The following is a 15,722-nucleotide window of genomic DNA, read 5'->3' on the forward strand; positions in this document are numbered from 1 at the left end:
CCTTGAGCGCTTCGTCGGGGTTGTGGGCAAGTCGACTGGCTGCGATGTCCTGCGCGCGACGGCCCTGGTGGAACCAGGTGCGGGTGATCGTCGTCGGGTTGTTCCAGTCACCGATGGCCCAGGGAGTCCGTGACGCCGAATCCGCGGAACTCCTGCTCGATGCCTTCGTAGTAGCCGTCGTGGTAGGCCAACTCCTGGCGCGCGAGCTGCGGGTCGAGACCGTAGGCGCTCATTCGATCGGTCGTCGTGATCGCGCCGACGACCGTCGAGACGACCGGCGATCCGCCGGAGCGGTGCGTGGATAGCGGTGAATCCTCGGGGCCACCCTCGTCGCTGTGCTCGAGAGGTTGGTTCCACCGGAAGCAGTCACGTACGCGTTGCTCGGCACAAGCACGCAGATCGCGGAGGTAGTCCACCGCGCTGGTGCGGTACTCCAGCTCCGTGCGGGCGCCGAGGCCGTTCTCGACTCCGACCAAAAGACGCGGGCGCTGCCCGCCAACGAGGTCGACGTACTTCCAGCCGTGCGCGGTGCCGTAGACGACGTCCACCGTGCCCGAGCCGTCGAGGTCGACGAGGCGGATACGGTTGGCGAATCCGGGGTTCGCCGGAACGCCACGCACCATCACGCGCGACGCGAACGCGCGGCCCGCGCGATTGAACCACACGTCGATCGCGTCGAAGCGGACCTGCACGACGTCGTCGGCGCCATCGGAGTCGATGTCCGCGAGGTACACGCCCGCGAGCTCGGTGTTGATCTCGGCCGGCGGCGTCGCCATCTCGATGTGACGATCGCTCGTGAGCCCCGGCGCACAGCCGATGTCGCCGACACCGAAGCTGCCGTCCCCGCGACCAGGCCAGTAGATCACGCGGCCGCGACGCACTCGCACGAGATCCTGCAGGCCGTCGCCGTTCATGTCGCCGAGGCGCGCCTCGGGATCTTCGAAGTCGAACACGGTGCCTGCGACGGGCAGACACGTACGCACCGGCGCAGTGCTCAGCGTGGCAGTGTCACCGCTCCACGCGTACGAGCCGAATCGGCCTTCTCCGCGGTCGAGCCAGCCGAGGTTGAGCCACGTCTGGATCTCGGTGCCCGTCGTGCGGACGACGTCGATCAGGTGGTCGTTGTTGACGTCGAGCACCTGGATGTGCTGACCGTCGCGCCCGAGATCGATGCGGGGGTCCGCGTCGGTCTGCGGCAGCGTGATCTGCTCGTAGCTCCACTGCCATCCCTGCGCGGCCGGGGAGAACTCGCCTTCACGGCTCGGCGTGCGCGTCGGCGCGAACCAGCCGTAGGTGCGCTGTCGAGGCATGTGCAGCAGGTCGCTGCGCCCGTCGCCATCGATATCCATCGGCGCGACGTTCGGGTTCGAGAGCGCCATCACGGAGTCCATGCCGGACGGGACGGCGACTGGAACTGCAGCGCTGAACTGCGCGGCGGTCTCGGCAGGCGCGGCGTTCGGGCCGCGGAATCCATTGAAGAACACGCCTGCCGCCGGGCGGCCTTCGCTGGTGCGATAGCGCGCGGGGTCGGTCACGACGAGGTCGGGCAGACCATCGGAGTTGACGTCGAAGAGGTCACTCCGCGCCTCGTCCACGGAGTGCGGCGGACTGCCGATCACGTCGCGCACCGTGCCGTCGAGCGCAGCCGGCACGGACGTGTAGTCGAAGCGCATCGCAGGGAGCGTCGGACCGAAAAGCGCGCTCGTCAGACCGAGTCGAGTCTCCGCCACGGGCTCCCCGAGGACGCGCGCCGGGTACCCGCCGAGCGTGGTCTCGACCTCGGGCCGCCCCTCGAGCTGGATCGACGCGAGCATCGAGTGGAACGACCCAGGCGCGTACGAGACATGGTATCGGCGCACCAGCGCGCGACCGTTGGTCGCGTCGTCCCACGCAGTCACAACCACCCGCGACAGACGCAGGCGCGTGGCGACGCGCCAGCCGCTCACCCACGTGTCGAAGACGTCGGCGCGCGTGTCGGTATATTGGAATGCGACGCGCGACGCGTACTGGTCGAGTGGAGCCGCGCAGCGCGCGTTCGCGTACGGCGTGCTCGGCGGACACGTCGTCTGCGGCGAGACGTAGGTGACGTCCTGCAGGTACGCCTGCCCCTCGTCCTGTCGGTAGCGATACCAAACCGGCGAGCCGTGCGAGTCCACCATCCGCGTCAGCATCCACCGGTAGACGCGATTGCCCGACCGCGGCGCGGAGGCGGGATCTCGCTCGAGCGCGAGGTCGGATGCGCTGACCATCTCCGGCGGGCCTTCGCCGCTCGGGATCAGACCGAAGTCGAAGCGACTCCCGTCCTTCGCGAGCACGACCCAGCGGGTGAAATTGGGCGCGCGGAAAAAGCGCATGAAACCGCCCTCGACGCGAGCGCGGTATTCCTGCCAGTCCGGGCTCACGCCGTCGGGGATCGACGCATCCGCGGTCGCCGAGCCGAAGTCGACTCGAGCCATGTCGTCGGAGTCGACCGGCACGAGCTCCTGACCGCCGTTGTAGATGAAGCGGTCCTCGCCTCGGTGCCATCCCATCTCACGATCGTCGTATTGCGGCACACCACGATCGACCTGACGTGAGATGAACGGCGCCGAGAGCGACCAACCGAATCCGACTGGTCCGTTTCCGGCGCTCGTCGCGTATGCGAGGGAGAAGCTCGGCTGCACGCCCGCGCGGCCCGGCGCGACCGCGATCGGCACACCGAAGCTGCCGGTGCCGGAGCTCAGGTTGGGCGTGAACGACTCGCCCATGCCGTGGATCGAGCCCTCGGCCGTTGGCAGCGAGATCGCCTGAGGGTTGACCGCGGTGCGCGTGTCACCCCCCGGGAGCGCGAGCGGCGCACCGCTCGACGTCTCGCTCGGGGGCGGGCCCTCGTACTCCGCCTCGCGGTCGAGCTGGACGTCATCGAGCTGCACCTCGTCGAGCTCTGGCTGACGGTCGTACACGGCCTCGCGGAGCTCGCGCTGTTGCTCCTCGGAGATCTCGATCTCCTGCGCGTACGCGACGCGTGGAGCGAGCGGAGTCCAGAAGAGGAGCGACGCGACGGTGGCGGCGAGCGCTCGGCGCAGAAGCGAGTGAGTGCGCATCTCCAGTGTTCCTCAGGGCGCCGCGACCGGGGTGGGTGCCGGGCGATTCGTTCTGGTCCCGTCGCCGACTTGGTAGACCGCGTTCCAGCCCCAGCAGCGCACCGCACCGCCCGACAGCACCGCGCAGGTGTTGTATCCGCCGGCGCTGAGGGCGGTGACGCCGGAGAAGCTCGGCACGAGCGTCGGAATCGGTCGGTTTGTGACGGTGCCGTCGCCGATCGAGCCGTACTGGTTGTTTCCCCAGCAGCGCACGTTCCCCGAGGTCCTCGCGCACGTGTGGAAGGCGCCAGCCGTGGGACCATCGGGGCTCGACAGACTCGAGATCAGCGTCGGACTCGACCGGCGCGAGTACGTGCCATCGCCGAGCTGACCATACGTGTTGTCGCCCCAGCAATACACAGCGCCCGCGGTCGTGCGCGCGCAGGTGTGGTGGCCGCCGGTCGCGATGCTGCTGACGGCGACTCCGGACAACACCTGAACTGGACTGCGAACGGTGCTCGTCTGACCGTTTCCGATTTGTGCGTACGAGCCCTGGCCCCAACACCGGATCGTGGCGTCGGAGAGCAAGGCACACGTGTGAAGGCCCCCGGCAGCGATCGCGATCGCTCGCCTGCCCGTCGTCGTATCGACGAGCCCTGGCACGGGGGGGTTCGGCGTGTTGCGCTGTGTCGCCGTGCCATCGCCGAGCTGACCGAATTCGTTGTAACCCCAGCATCTCACGTAGCCGCTCGTGAGCAGCGCGCACGAGTGCTCCGCGCCGACAGCGATGGCCGCCACTCCGCTGGACAGGTTCGAAACGGTCACCGGCATGTCCTGGTCGGTCGTGCTGCCGACTCCGAGCTGACCGTAGGTGTTGTCGCCCCAGCATCGCGCCGCGCCATTCTGGACGGCGCACGTGTGATTGTTGCCCACCGACGTCACGCCGCTCGCCATGCTGCTCACAGGCACTGGCGTCGGTCTCTGGGTCATCGTGCCGTCCCCGATCTGACCCGCGGTGTTGGCTCCCCAGCAGACCAGACGACCGGACTCGCGAATCGCACAGGCGTGCGACATTCCCGGAGCAACGGCGACGCCGTCGTCGCAGGCGGAGCCCTCGCAGCCCCAGTCGCACTGATTGCCGCACGCGGCGCAATGGTTGTCGGTCCCCAGCTGCGTCTCGCACCCGGGCGCGCTCGTGCAGTTGCCCCAGCCGCTCGCGCACGTGTACGTGCAGGACGCGGCGGAGCACGTTCCGGTCACCACGTGCGGTTGAACCGCGCATGCGAAGTTGCAGGCACCGCAGTGCTGCGCGTTGTTTCGGAGGTCGACCTCGCACCCGTTCGTATGGGTGTTGTCGCAATTGCCGTGCGTGGATGCGCACTCGAGCACGCAGGCCTCGGATAGACAGTATCCGGAGACTGCATTCGCGCGATTCAGGCACGAGTTGTTGCAAGCTCCGCAGTGCTGGGGGTTGGCCCAGGCCGATGCTTCGCATCCATTGCGCCAGTCACCGTCGCAGTCTTCGAGGCCGCCGCCGCACACGAGGTCGCACGCGCCGTCCGTGCAACTGCCGCTCGCGCCAGCGAGCGTGTGGCAAGCAATGCAATCAGCTCCGCAGTGATACTCGTCGGTCTGAACATCGAAGCACGCGTATTCGCTGTTGCACACCTCGAATCCGTCCTTGCAGGCGCAGAATCCGTCGACGCACGTCGCGTTCGCCCCGCACGAGACATCGCACGTCCCGCAATACATGTCGGTCACGCGAAGATCGACCTCACAACCGTTGCGCCAGTTCGCGTCGCAGTCCCCGCGACCGGGAGCGCAGGCGATCGCACATTCCGACGAGGGCTGACTGCGCCGCTCTCGCTCACGTACGCGAAGCGGACTCCAAGCCCGTCGCGATCGGCGCCGGGGGCCGACCATGCGACCGCCCAGCCCGCCTCGCGCCCTGCAGCCTCGACCTCGATGTCGCTCCCGAGCCCCGCGACGCGCGTGATCGCGACCTCCAAGCCCGCAGGATTGCCCCGCGCGCCGAGGCGCTGTGCTCGGATCTCGCGGGCGTCATCGCCGGGGATCTCCGCTACCCACACGACGAGTGCCTCGCCACGCGCATCGATCGCGACGGCCGGCGGCACGCGCGCTGCGGCCCCGTCCTCGATCGTCAGGGTCTCGGGCTCGCACGTGACGGAGCATCCGTCGCCCGAGACGGCATTGCCGTCGTCGCATGGCTCACGCGGGGGTGTCGGACCGGGCTCCGGATATCCGTCCCCGCACCGCCGGGTCACGCAGGTGCCCGCGACACAGATCCCTGCCGGACAGGTCGTCCCGTCCGCGCGATCCCGACGCGTGCACGAGAGCCCGTCACAGGTGGCGACCTGACACGGGTCGTCGACGCAGCCATCGCAGCCGGGGGTCGTCCCGCCGAGGGGCACGCAGCCGCCGTCTGCGGAACAGCCGACGACGTCGTCGGCGCCGCCATCGAGCCCGAGCCTCTCGAGCTCGATCCCGCGCTCGAGGGTGTTGGAGCACGCCGACAACACCAGCGCGAGTCCGAACGCAGCGGTTCGGACTGGCAGTGGCGCGCGCGCGGCGGTTCGGTTCGCGAGGCGCGGATCGCAGGTACGGCGCACTGTCGTTCTCGGGAAAGCGCCAGAGCGCTCGACGAGGGGTCTCGCGCGCGGCTGGCGGATGGTGGGCGACGCCGAGGGCGCGGCGCACCCCCCGGGCGGGGGGAAGATCGAGCTCGTCGCCGAACGACGAAGTACCCCCACGTGGGGGGTGTCATCCGCGCAGGAGCCGTGGCAGCCTCCGCGTCCTCTACCAGGGAGCGGATGAAGCCATGCGACCCGAACGAACGCTCGGGCGTATTCCGGGCTTTGCACGCGTCGGCGCTGCTGGAGCGTTTGTCACCGAAGGTCGTCTGGCACGCGAACGAGCCGATTCTCAGGAATCTGCTGCTCACGACCCAAACGGAGCCTGCGGGCACGCTGGCGGGAGCACGTGCGATGATCGCGAACCGCCGCAGCGCTTGCGGGGCCATCGTGAACGCGCGCTGCCCAGGGGAGCTCGAGTCGGCGTTCACAGAGCTCCGCGCAGGCTCCAGGCGCGTGCCGATCCTGGTGGTGGGACCATCGGACCACCGGATGCGGCGCGTGCTGCGCGGAGTGCGCGGCGTGGCGTTCTTGGACAACGCCGTGGATTCGACGGTCATGGAGAGTACCGTCCGCGAGTTCATTGCGGATTGCGCCGATCGTGCGGCGCAGATCCACCACCAGGTCGACAGCTACGCTCGTCTCGTCGGCCTCACGCCCGCCGAGGCGGAGCTCGTGTTCCGCGTCGCCATGGGCGTCCGGCCCGCGGACCTCGATGGCCGCCTCGCTCACCTCGACGGCCTCAACCTCAGCCGGGCGTGGATGCTCGCGCGCATCGCCGCCGCGCTCCCATCGAGCGATCCGCGCCGCGCCGCGTATCTCGCCTCGTCGCGCGATCACGAGACCACCGCGCTCGCCGCGATCGACGGCGCGCACTACGCGGGCAGCCACTGGCTCGGGACCTTCGCGTGCGTCCTGATCACGATGCGCCCTCTGGTACCCTCGTCCTCGACGTGAACGCGCCCCGAACGCTCCTCTACTCGCTCCCGGGCCTGCAATCGCGGCATCCCGCGAACGCGCGCCTCGCGCCGAGCCCCAAGCACAACGTGCCGCTCCTCGGGCACCTGCCGCTGGTGCGCGACGATCGCCTCGACTACCTGATGCGCGCCGCGCTCGAGACGGGCGACGTCGTGCGCTTCGAGTTCCCGCACGTCACGGCGCACCTCGTCGCGCATCCCGATCACGTGCAGCAGGTGCTCGTCGATCAGCACCGCATCTTCACCAAGCAGACGCGCGGCTACGCGAAGCTCCGAGCGTTCCTCGGCAACGGCCTGGTCACGTCGGACGGCGAGTTCTGGCTGCGGCAGCGCCGCATCGCGCAGCCCGCGTTCCACAAGAAGCGCATCGCGGGGTTCGCCGACTCGATGGTGCGCGCCGCCGAGGACACCGTGCAGCGCTGGACCGCGCCCGCGCGCGACGGCACGCCGATCGACGTCGCCGCGGAGATGATGCGCCTCACGCTGCGCATCGCGGGAGAGACGCTGCTCTCGACCGATCCCAGCGATCGCGCGAGCGCGGTCAGCACGGCGCTCACCACGGTGCTGCACGAGGCGAACAAGCGCATCAACAGCGTGTGGTCGCCGCCGCCGAGCTGGCCCACCCCGCGCAACCGCGCCTATCACGCCGCGACGCGCGAGCTCGATCGCATCGTGCTCGACATCATCGAGAAGCGACGCCGCGGGCGCGAGCACCGCGACGATCTCCTGCAGATGCTGCTCGAGGCGCGCGACCCCGAGACCGGCGCCGCGATGGACGACAAGCAGCTGCGCGACGAGGTCATGACGATGTTCCTCGCGGGGCACGAGACCACCGCGAACGCGCTCGCGTGGACCTTCGTGCTGCTCTCGCGCTACCCCGCGGTCGCGCGCGCGCTCCACGAGGAAGCGTGCGACGTGCTCGGCGATCGCCCCGCGAGCGAGGCCGATCTTCCGAAGCTCGACCTCGCGCGGCGCGTGCTGAACGAGTCGATGCGGCTCTATCCGCCGGTGTGGATCATCGGGCGCTCGCCCGCGGAGCCCGTCGAGATCGGCGGCTACGACATCCCGGCGAAGACGATCGTCTTCGCGTCGCAGTGGGTCACCCATCGACACCCGCGCTTCTGGGACGATCCCGAAGGGTTCGATCCCGATCGCTGGCTGCCCGAGCGCGCCAAGGCGATGCACCGCCACCAGTTCTTCCCGTTCGCGGCGGGCCCGCGCATGTGCATCGGCGCGGGCTTCGCGATGATGGAAGGCCAGCTCGTGCTCGCGACGATCGCGCGCCGCTACCGCGTCGATCTCCTGCCCGGCCACGCCATCGTCCCCGAGCCGCTGATCACGCTGCGCCCCAAGCACGGCGTGCGCGCGACCGTGCATCGCATCGACTGACGATCTTTTTCCGTAACGCTCCCGGGGCCGCCCCCCACTAGCGAGCCGACCGAGCGCGATCGAGCGCGAGGCCGGAGGTCGTCGTCGTGCGCAGAGAGAAGATGGGTCCCGTCGTCGTCGCGCTCGCGCTCCTCGCGCTGGCGCCGTGCGTCGCGCGCGCGCAGGACGTGCCGAGCGCCGGCAGCGTGCTCTTCGCGATCGATCAGGGCGTCGACGACGATCGCGCGATCGCGCTGCGCGCGGAGCTCGGCCTGCGCGCGCTGCACCTCGAGCTGGTCCCAGCGCTCGCGGGGGAGAGCGACGCCGCGCGCGAGCAGCAAGCGCGTCTCCTCGCGCAGCATCGCGCCGCCTACGCGACGTTGTGGATCGACGACGCGCGCAACGAAGCGCGCGCGGTCACGCCCGCGGGTCCGATGCGCCGCGCGTCGCTGCCGCGTACCGCAGGCACGATCGATCCGCGGGTGCTCGCGGTGCTGCTCGGGAGCCTGCTCGACGAGGCGCTCGCGATGCCGGGACCCGAGGAGGCCGCACCGGTGCTTCCCGTCGCGCCCTCGACCGCTCCTCCTCCCGCCGAGCCTCAGGGCGCGTACCAGCCGAGCTCGACCGTCGTCATCGTTCCCGAAGAGCTCGATGCACCCGATCCCGGCCACGACACGCGCGACGGTGACGTGCATCCCTACGCGATCGTCGACTTCTCGGTCGGCGCAGTGTGGTCGCTCGGCGAGCAGGCCAACATCGCGCACTTCGTGCAGCGCGCGGGCGCGGGCCTGCTCGTGGACCAGCTCCGCGTCGAGATCACGCTGGGGATGGGCGCCGACAAGGCGATGGACGGCGGCTACCTCGCCGCGTTCACCATCGACGGTCAGGCGTTCGTCGGGACGTCGCTGCCGCTCGGGTTCGCCGCGCTCGATCTCGGCGGGATCATCGGTGGCGTCGGCCACGAGTTCATCGACGCCCACACCCTCAGCGACTTCGGGATGATGACCGCGATGCGCGTCGGCGGCGCAATCGGCCTGAACATGCGCGACAGCCGCGCGATCTTCCCGTTCCGAGCGCGCATCGAGATGGGGCTCTTCGCGCGCTTCGAGTATCCCGGGCGCGCGGCACCGTTCACGAACGTGGTGCTCGGCATCGCGTTCTGGTGATCGCCGCCCCGCTCCGAGCCACGCGTCACCGCGCCCACGCCGGGCGCGGCAGGCGCCCTCGTGTATCCAACGAAAACCACAGGAAAATCAATGGCTTCCATGCTTCGATCGCTCCCCGCCCGGCTCGCGCTCGCGGGCCTCCTCCTCGCCGCGTGCAGGGACGAAGATCCGCCGCCGCAGAGCCCCGACGGCGGCGCGCCCGACGCCTCCACCAGCGACGTCGCGCGCTGCGTCGAGCTCGCCACCCACTTCCGCGACCACTGCGCCGACGCGAACGGCGAGGACGATGCGCGGGTGTGCCTCTGGGAGGGCTACGTCGAGCTCTGCCGCACCGGCGACACCGCGCTGTTGATCGCCGCGATGGAGTGCCTCGACGACACCCAGTGCCGCTCGTTCTCCGACGCGAACGAGGGCGGCGCCTGCCTCGACGCGCTCCACGCCGCGCAGCCGGCGTCCGCGCTGCGCGACGCGATCGAGGCCCACTGCGCGGCGTGCGGACAGACCTGCCCGGCGTCGCAGATCGAGATCTTCCCCTATCTGCCGGCGAGCGCAGCGACCGCGCTCGAGTCGTGCGGTGGCGCCGACGCGTGCACTGCAGACGCGTTCTTCGCCGCATGCACCCCCGAGATCGCCCCGCTCGCGTCGTTCCAGTGCGGGCAGTGAGAGAGTGTCCAAAATCGGCTCGCCCGCTCAGGGCCTCCCGTCCACGTGCTCCGCACGCTCCCGTGCGGGCCCTGCGCGAGCGAGCACTCCCAGCTGGACCGAGAAAAAAGATCTAACGACCTCCCCGGCGCCGCGCACTGGAGACAAGACCTATGCTTCAGCTCGTGCGCGCGCGTCGGGGCTCCACGCCATCGGGCGAAGAAGAAGTCGATCTCCGTGCCGCGATCGACCCGCACGCGCGCCTCGACGAGCCCACGCTCGCCGCGCTGCAGCGCGGGGATCGCCGCACCGTGCAGGCCGCGCTGCGCGCACTGTTCCCCGAGGTCCGCACCCGCATGCACCGCCTGCTCGGCCCGCGTGACGATCTCGACGACGCGACCCAGGACGCGCTCATCGAGATCACACGCGCCCTGCCGCGCTTCGAGGGGCGCGCCTCGCTCTCCACGCTCGCGAGCCGCATCACGGTGCGCACCGCGTTCCGCTATTTCGGCCGCCCGCGCACCGTCCCGCTCGAGGTGGTGGACCCGCACGATCCCGACGATCCCGAGTCGCGCGTCGCCAGCCGCGAGACGTTGCGACGCCTCTACCGCTGTCTCGACAAGATGTCGCCCAAGCGCCGCGTCGCCTTCGTGCTGTGCTGCGTCGAGGGCATGACCCCCAGCGAGGCGGCGGAGATCGAGGGCGTGCCCTCGCTCGTGATGCGGGCACGCCTGCTCCAGGCGCGCAACGAGATCGCGCGCTTGATGAAGGGCGATCCCTTCGCCGAGGCGCTGGCGCAGGCAGGACGTCGGAGCGCGGGCGCGCACGACGACGACGAGGAAGGTGGAGCGTGAGCCGCGACCGACTCGCCGACCGCACCGTCGACGCGCTCGCCACGATCGCGCGTCAGGCCCCGGTGCCGCGGATCTCCGACGCGCGCCGCGATGCGCAGATCGCGCGCGCGCTCGCCGAGGCCGAGGAACGCGCGGCGACCGAGCCGCCGCGCGCCCGCGTGCCCTACGTCGCGTGGTCGATCGCCGCCGCCGCAGTGATCGCGCTCGCGTTCCTCACGATGCGTGACGCGCCCGCCGCGCCCGACGATCTCGGCGAGGGCGTGCTCGTCCTCGCGACCGGCGATCGCGTCACGACCGCGCCGCACGCCGCGCTCGCGCTCGACGAGGTGTCGCCCGACGCGCGCCTGATCTCGGTGCACGCCGGCGAGGCGCTCTTCGACGTGAGGCCGCTCGATCCCGGCGAGTCGTTCGTGGTGCGCACGCCCGAGCTCGAGGCCGCGGTGCGCGGCACCGTGTTCGCGGTCGAGCGAGTCGGCTCTCGCACCGTGGTGCGCGTGTACGAAGGTCGCGTCGACGTGCGCGAGCGCGGCGAGACTACGTCGATCACGCCCGGCGAGACCTACCGCTCGGGCGAAGGACGCGCCCGCGACCCCGAGGACGGCGCGCTCGCCGCGCTCGGCCGCGCGGCAGCCGCAGCCCGCGCGCGCGAGCCCGCGCCGGTCGCGCAGCCGACACCGATCGCCGAGCCCGCGCCGATCGTCGAGCCGACACCGATCGCCGAGCCCGCGCCGATCGCCGAGCCCGCGCCCATCGTCGCTCGCGCGCCGTCCCCCGAGCCCGAGCCCGCGCCGATCGTCGAGCCCGCTCCGATCATCGATCCCGCGCCCCCTCCGCCCGCGCCGTCGCTCGCCGAGATCCAGTCGCTCGTCGCGACCCGCCGGTTCGCCGAAGCGCTCGACGCGGCCCGCGCCGCGCGCGCGCACGAGCCCACCGAATGGCGCTTCGGAATGCTCGAGGCCCAAGCGCTCCAGGGCCTCGGTCGCGCCACGGAGTCCGCCGACGCCTACGACGTCCTCGCGCGCACCGCACCCGCGGCCCAGCGCGCCGAGGCCGCGTTCCGCGCCGCGACCCTCCGCTGGCGCGAGCTCGACGACGCACGGGGCGCGGTCACCTCGCTCGACACCGTCGACTTCGCGCAGAGCGCCCTCGAAGAGCGCGCCCTCGGCCTCCGTGCCCGCGCCCTCGCCGCGGCCGGCGATCGCACCGCCGCGCGCGACGCCGCCCGCGCCTACCTCGCGCGCTACCCCGAAGGCGGCCTCGCCGACGTCATGAACGAGCTCGCGAGCCCGTAGTCCACGTGGCCGCGCGCGCTCGCGGCTGCGATGCTCGCGCCTCCGCGCGATGTCCTCCTCGACCCCGCACCGCTACGGCCTGCGCACCGCGGCCCTCCTCGTCGTCGCGAGCATGGTCGGCACGGGCGTCTTCACGACGAGCGGTGTCCTCCTCGCCGAGCTCCACTCCGTCTCCGCGGTGCTCGCCGTGTGGATCGTCGGTGGCCTGGTCGCGCTCGCGGGCGCCCTCTCGTATGCCGAGCTCGCCGCGCAGCTCCCCGAGAGCGGCGGCGAGTACGCGCTCCTCGCCCGCGCGTTCCACCCCGCGATCGGCTTCACCGCGGGCGTCGTCTCCATCGTCGCCGGCTTCGCAGCCCCGATCGCCGCGTGCGCGATCGCCTTCGCGCGTTACCTCGACGCCGCGTTCCCCGGCCTCGTCCCCGAGCTCCCGGCCGCGATCGTGATCGTCGTGCTCACGACCGCCGTCCACTTCGCGCACCTCCGCAGCGGCGCGCGCTTCCAGGACGCGCTCACCATCGCGAAGATCGTCCTCGTCGCGATCTTCGTGTTCGGCGGCGCCACCAAGGGCGATCTCTCGCGCCTCGCCGAGCCCTTCGATCCCGCGACGCTCGTCTCGCCGCCCTTCGCGATCGGCCTCGTGCTCGTCTACTTCGCGTACACCGGCTGGAACGCGGCCGCGTACGTCGCGGGCGAGATCGATCGCCCGGCGCGCACCCTCCCGCTCGCGCTCCTGCTCGGCACCGGCGGCGTCACCGCGCTCTACGTCGCCATCAACGCGGTGCTCCTCGCGAGCGCTCCGCGCGCCGAGCTCGAGGGCGTCGTCGAGATCGGCGCGGTCGCCGCGACCCATCTCTTCGGCGCCACCGCGGGCCGCGTCCTCGCCGCCGTCATCGCGCTCGGCCTCGTCTCCACGATCGGCGCGTTCGTCGTCACCGGCGTCCGCGTGTACGACGCGATCGGCCGCGACCATCCCGCGCTCGCCGTCCTCGCGCGGCGCAACGCGGGCGGCGCTCCGGTGATCGCGCTCCTCGTCCAGGCCGGCCTCGCCCTCCTGATGGTCGCGACCGCCAGCTTCGAGACCCTGCTCGCGGCCGTCGGCTTCACCCTCTCGATCGCATCCGGCCTGACCGTCATCGGCGTCGCAATCGTCCGTCTCCGCCACCCCGAGCGACCGCGCCCGTACCGCGTCCCGCTCTACCCGATCACGCCGCTTTTCTTCGTGATCATCATGATTTGGACGGTCTACGAGTCGATCCTCTACGCCCGCGAGATTGCCCTGTTCGGTGTCGCCACGATTGGGCTCGGTCTGCTGGGGTATTTCGTCCTCTCCGCGAAAAACCGCGCAAATCCCGCGTGACCGAGTCAGCCTGTCACGGCTGATCCGAGGAGCTCTGGGGACTCCAGTCTCCGCCCCACCATCTCCCACACCTCCCCAGATGGTCGCCCTCGCCGGGATCTCCTGTGAAATCAGGACCATCGACCCCGCACCGACGTTCGTGGCATCCTGGCATGCGCGTCGCACTAGGCCCCATCACGCAACGCGACGACGAGGTCGAACGCCATGCAGAAAACCCGTGCTCAACACGCGATCGAGATCGCCGAGTCGGCCGAAGGAGGCTTCCGCCGTCCTGCCGATGCGGAAGTCGCGGCGCTGGCGGGCACGCGTGGCGTCGTCTTCGTGGAGTACGTCGCGCTGCTGTTGCTGGTGACGATCATCGGGGCCGGTGCCGTGGTCAGCCTGGGCATCCCCCTCGTGAATCTCTTTCGCTATCAGCAGCTGATTCTGTCGCTCCCGATTCCCTGACGGAGTGACGGGCCCACCTCGTTCGAGCCAACCCAGGAGAACCCGAGAATGGACAAGCTGAGCATGAACAAGTCGCGCCGCGTTCGTGAGCTCCTCGCGGATACCCGCGGTCTGTCGACCGTCGAGTACATCATCATCCTCTGCCTCATCGCGGTCGTGTGCTTCGCCATCTGGCGCCAGTTCGGTGAGACCGTGAAGGCGAAGGTCCAGGGCGCGGACGGCATGGTCGGCACGCTCCCGACCGACAGCTCGCCGTGACTTGATCGCCATCTCGGCGATCTCCTGAGAGGAGCAGCAGCGTGAGCTGGTGGAGCTAAGGTGTTCGGTCTCGGCCCGGATCCCGAGCTGTTACCGTACCTGTACGGCCTCGCCGTCGTCATGACCGCCATCGCGGCGTTCACCGACTGGCGGACCGGTCACATCCCCAACTGGCTCACGCTGCCGCCGCTCCTCGTTGGCCCGCTCGTCCACGGACTGACGAACGGAGCCGAGGGATTCTTCGGATCGATCCTCGCCGTCGCGATCTGCGGCGCCGTCCCGCTCCTGATGTTCTGGCGGGGCGGCATGGCCGGAGGCGACGTGAAGCTCTTCGCGGCGATCGCCGCGGTGTGTGGGATCGAGGTCGGCCTCGAGGCCGAGTTCCTCGCGTTCGTCGTCGCGGGGATCTACGCGCTCGGCCGTCTCGCCTGGCAGGGGAAGCTCCTCCGCACGCTGGGCAACAGCTTGTACATGGGCATGAACCCGCTGCTCCCGCAGCGGCTCCGCAAACCGATCAGCCCCGAGCTCCTGCACACGCTGCGGCTCGGTGGTGCGATCTTCGCGGGAACGCTGATCGCGGTGTTCAGCCGACTCCAGACCTTCTTGATGCTCGGTACTTGAGAGACCCGTCGTGGACCCACACGAGAGAGGCGGGATCCGTATGGTCGGCAAGCTCGCTCGAGACACGAGAGGCGCTGCCTACGTCGAATTCCTGATCTCGTTCATCCCCGTCTTCCTGATGTTCTTGGGGATGGTCCAGATGGGCCTGATGTTCGTCGGCGGTCTCGCGGTGCAACGCGCGGCGTCGGCGGCGGCGCGCGCCGCGATCGTCGTGCTCGACGACGATCCCCAGTACTACGGCGGCGAAGGCCGCATGCAGATCGGCGGCGGAAGCGGCAGTGGGCCCAACGCCGGCGAAGGGCTGATCGACTTCCTCGGATCGAGCGGCGTCGGCGGTGGCGACACCGGCGGCATGGGTGGCGCGGGCGGCGACGCAGCCGACACCGGCGACAGCGCGCGCCTCTCCGCGATCCACAGCGCCGCGTCGATCCCGCTCTTCGCGATCGCGCCGCCTCCTTCGGCGATCGTTCGCCCCGAGTCGGTGATGGCGGCGATCGGCAACAATCGTGATCCTCTCGGGATGCCGCCGAGCCGTCTGCTCTCGGGCCTCGTGTGGAACAACACCGGCGCGCTCGCCGTGCGCCTCGTCGACGGGCCCGCGTCGCGCACCGATCAGCGCAGCTTCGACGCCGCGCCGCTCCACGAGGACGACGCGGTGCCGACGCCGGCGCGCGTGCGCGTCACGTACCTCTTCCACTGCGGCGTTCCGCTCGCGAACCGCCTCATGTGCAACGACCCGCTCGCGCTGCTCTTCGGCGCAGACGGCGCCGCGCTCGCGCGCGTCGTGACGGGCGGCACGCCGAGCCTCGAGCGCCTCCAGGCGATCTCGCGCCAGCGTGAGCTCGAGCTCGCCCGCGAGTCGCGCGACGAGATCCCGTGGTCCGATCTCGGCGACAACGCGCGACAGGGCGTCGGTGCGCTCGGCATCGGTGCATCGCTCCTCGGCATGTCGATGCGCGTGAAGGTGATGACGGCCGAGGCGCAGCTCCCGATCCAGTACGCGAATTATCAGTACCAGAGCGAGTGA

Annotated in this window: 14 protein-coding genes; 11 read left to right on the forward strand and 3 right to left on the reverse strand. The window is 70.5% G+C overall.

Annotation, left to right across the window (positions count from 1 at the left end; translation table 11 throughout):
• Positions 1-107: 107 nt before the first annotated feature.
• From I5071_RS33875 to I5071_RS46895, 3 genes are read right to left on the reverse strand one after another with little or no spacing between them, the layout of a single operon-like run.
• A complete protein-coding gene (locus I5071_RS33875) occupies positions 108-3,083 on the reverse strand; it encodes a SpvB/TcaC N-terminal domain-containing protein (protein WP_236517428.1) in 2,976 nt (991 codons plus the stop codon).
• A 12-nt stretch (positions 3,084-3,095) separates the two neighbouring features.
• On the reverse strand, positions 3,096-4,814 hold the full coding sequence (locus tag I5071_RS33880) for a hypothetical protein (protein WP_236607707.1): 1,719 nt from the start codon (positions 4,812-4,814) through the stop codon (positions 3,096-3,098).
• Between the two features lie 5 nt (positions 4,815-4,819).
• Positions 4,820-5,944, reverse strand: coding sequence for a hypothetical protein (locus tag I5071_RS46895; protein WP_329611100.1), 1,125 nt, complete (start codon positions 5,942-5,944; stop codon positions 4,820-4,822).
• On the opposite strand from I5071_RS46895, the gene I5071_RS33890 reads away from it, so the two are divergent.
• The 11 genes from I5071_RS33890 (at position 5,894) to I5071_RS33940 (ending at position 15,722) form a co-directional block, all read left to right on the forward strand.
• Positions 5,894-6,670, forward strand: a complete 777-nt coding sequence (locus tag I5071_RS33890; protein ID WP_236517429.1) for a DUF2891 family protein — start codon at positions 5,894-5,896, stop codon at positions 6,668-6,670. The genes I5071_RS46895 and I5071_RS33890 overlap by 51 nt on opposite strands.
• The gene (locus I5071_RS33895; RefSeq protein WP_236517430.1) at positions 6,667-8,079 is read left to right on the forward strand and encodes a cytochrome P450; all 1,413 of its coding nucleotides are present in this window, start codon (positions 6,667-6,669) and stop codon (positions 8,077-8,079) included. Before I5071_RS33890 ends, I5071_RS33895 begins: the two co-directional genes overlap by 4 nt.
• A gap of 86 nt (positions 8,080-8,165) precedes the next feature.
• Positions 8,166-9,224 (forward strand): hypothetical protein, encoded by a 1,059-nt coding sequence (locus I5071_RS33900; RefSeq protein ID WP_236517431.1) that lies wholly within the window; start codon positions 8,166-8,168, stop codon positions 9,222-9,224.
• A gap of 99 nt (positions 9,225-9,323) precedes the next feature.
• Positions 9,324-9,887, forward strand: a complete 564-nt coding sequence (locus I5071_RS33905; RefSeq protein WP_236517432.1) for a hypothetical protein — start codon at positions 9,324-9,326, stop codon at positions 9,885-9,887.
• A 164-nt stretch (positions 9,888-10,051) separates the two neighbouring features.
• Positions 10,052-10,720, forward strand: coding sequence for an RNA polymerase sigma factor (locus tag I5071_RS33910; RefSeq protein ID WP_236517433.1), 669 nt, complete (start codon positions 10,052-10,054; stop codon positions 10,718-10,720).
• Positions 10,717-12,012 carry a FecR domain-containing protein gene (locus I5071_RS33915; protein ID WP_236517434.1) on the forward strand — a complete coding sequence of 432 codons (1,296 nt, stop codon included), beginning with the start codon at positions 10,717-10,719 and terminating at the stop codon, positions 12,010-12,012. The genes I5071_RS33910 and I5071_RS33915 overlap by 4 nt, the downstream gene beginning before the upstream one ends.
• Positions 12,013-12,061: 49 nt before the next feature.
• The gene (locus I5071_RS33920) at positions 12,062-13,369 is read left to right on the forward strand and encodes an APC family permease (RefSeq protein WP_236517435.1); all 1,308 of its coding nucleotides are present in this window, start codon (positions 12,062-12,064) and stop codon (positions 13,367-13,369) included.
• Positions 13,370-13,573: 204 nt separating this feature from the next.
• The gene (locus I5071_RS33925) at positions 13,574-13,816 is read left to right on the forward strand and encodes a hypothetical protein (protein ID WP_236517436.1); all 243 of its coding nucleotides are present in this window, start codon (positions 13,574-13,576) and stop codon (positions 13,814-13,816) included.
• Between the two features lie 48 nt (positions 13,817-13,864).
• Positions 13,865-14,074 carry a Flp family type IVb pilin gene (locus I5071_RS33930; protein ID WP_053238498.1) on the forward strand — a complete coding sequence of 70 codons (210 nt, stop codon included), beginning with the start codon at positions 13,865-13,867 and terminating at the stop codon, positions 14,072-14,074.
• A 60-nt stretch (positions 14,075-14,134) separates the two neighbouring features.
• Positions 14,135-14,695 (forward strand): A24 family peptidase, encoded by a 561-nt coding sequence (locus I5071_RS33935; RefSeq protein ID WP_236517437.1) that lies wholly within the window; start codon positions 14,135-14,137, stop codon positions 14,693-14,695.
• Between the two features lie 40 nt (positions 14,696-14,735).
• Positions 14,736-15,722 carry a TadE/TadG family type IV pilus assembly protein gene (locus I5071_RS33940; RefSeq protein WP_236517438.1) on the forward strand — a complete coding sequence of 329 codons (987 nt, stop codon included), beginning with the start codon at positions 14,736-14,738 and terminating at the stop codon, positions 15,720-15,722.

Source organism: Sandaracinus amylolyticus (assembly GCF_021631985.1).
GTDB lineage: Bacteria > Myxococcota_A > Polyangia > Polyangiales > Sandaracinaceae > Sandaracinus > Sandaracinus amylolyticus_A.

Excerpts from the sequence above, each read along its gene's own strand:
- I5071_RS33875 (WP_236517428.1), bottom strand. The coding sequence starts at position 3,083 with ATGCGCACTCACTCGCTTCTGCGCCGAGCGCTCGCCGCCACCGTCGCG.
- I5071_RS33880 (WP_236607707.1), bottom strand. The coding sequence starts at position 4,814 with ATGTATTGCGGGACGTGCGATGTCTCGTGCGGGGCGAACGCGACGTGC.
- I5071_RS33890 (WP_236517429.1), top strand. The coding sequence starts at position 5,894 with ATGAAGCCATGCGACCCGAACGAACGCTCGGGCGTATTCCGGGCTTTG.
- I5071_RS33905 (WP_236517432.1), top strand. The coding sequence starts at position 9,324 with ATGCTTCGATCGCTCCCCGCCCGGCTCGCGCTCGCGGGCCTCCTCCTC.
- I5071_RS33920 (WP_236517435.1), top strand. The coding sequence starts at position 12,062 with ATGTCCTCCTCGACCCCGCACCGCTACGGCCTGCGCACCGCGGCCCTC.
- I5071_RS33925 (WP_236517436.1), top strand. The coding sequence starts at position 13,574 with ATGCAGAAAACCCGTGCTCAACACGCGATCGAGATCGCCGAGTCGGCC.
- I5071_RS33930 (WP_053238498.1), top strand. The coding sequence starts at position 13,865 with ATGGACAAGCTGAGCATGAACAAGTCGCGCCGCGTTCGTGAGCTCCTC.
- I5071_RS33940 (WP_236517438.1), top strand. The coding sequence starts at position 14,736 with ATGGTCGGCAAGCTCGCTCGAGACACGAGAGGCGCTGCCTACGTCGAA.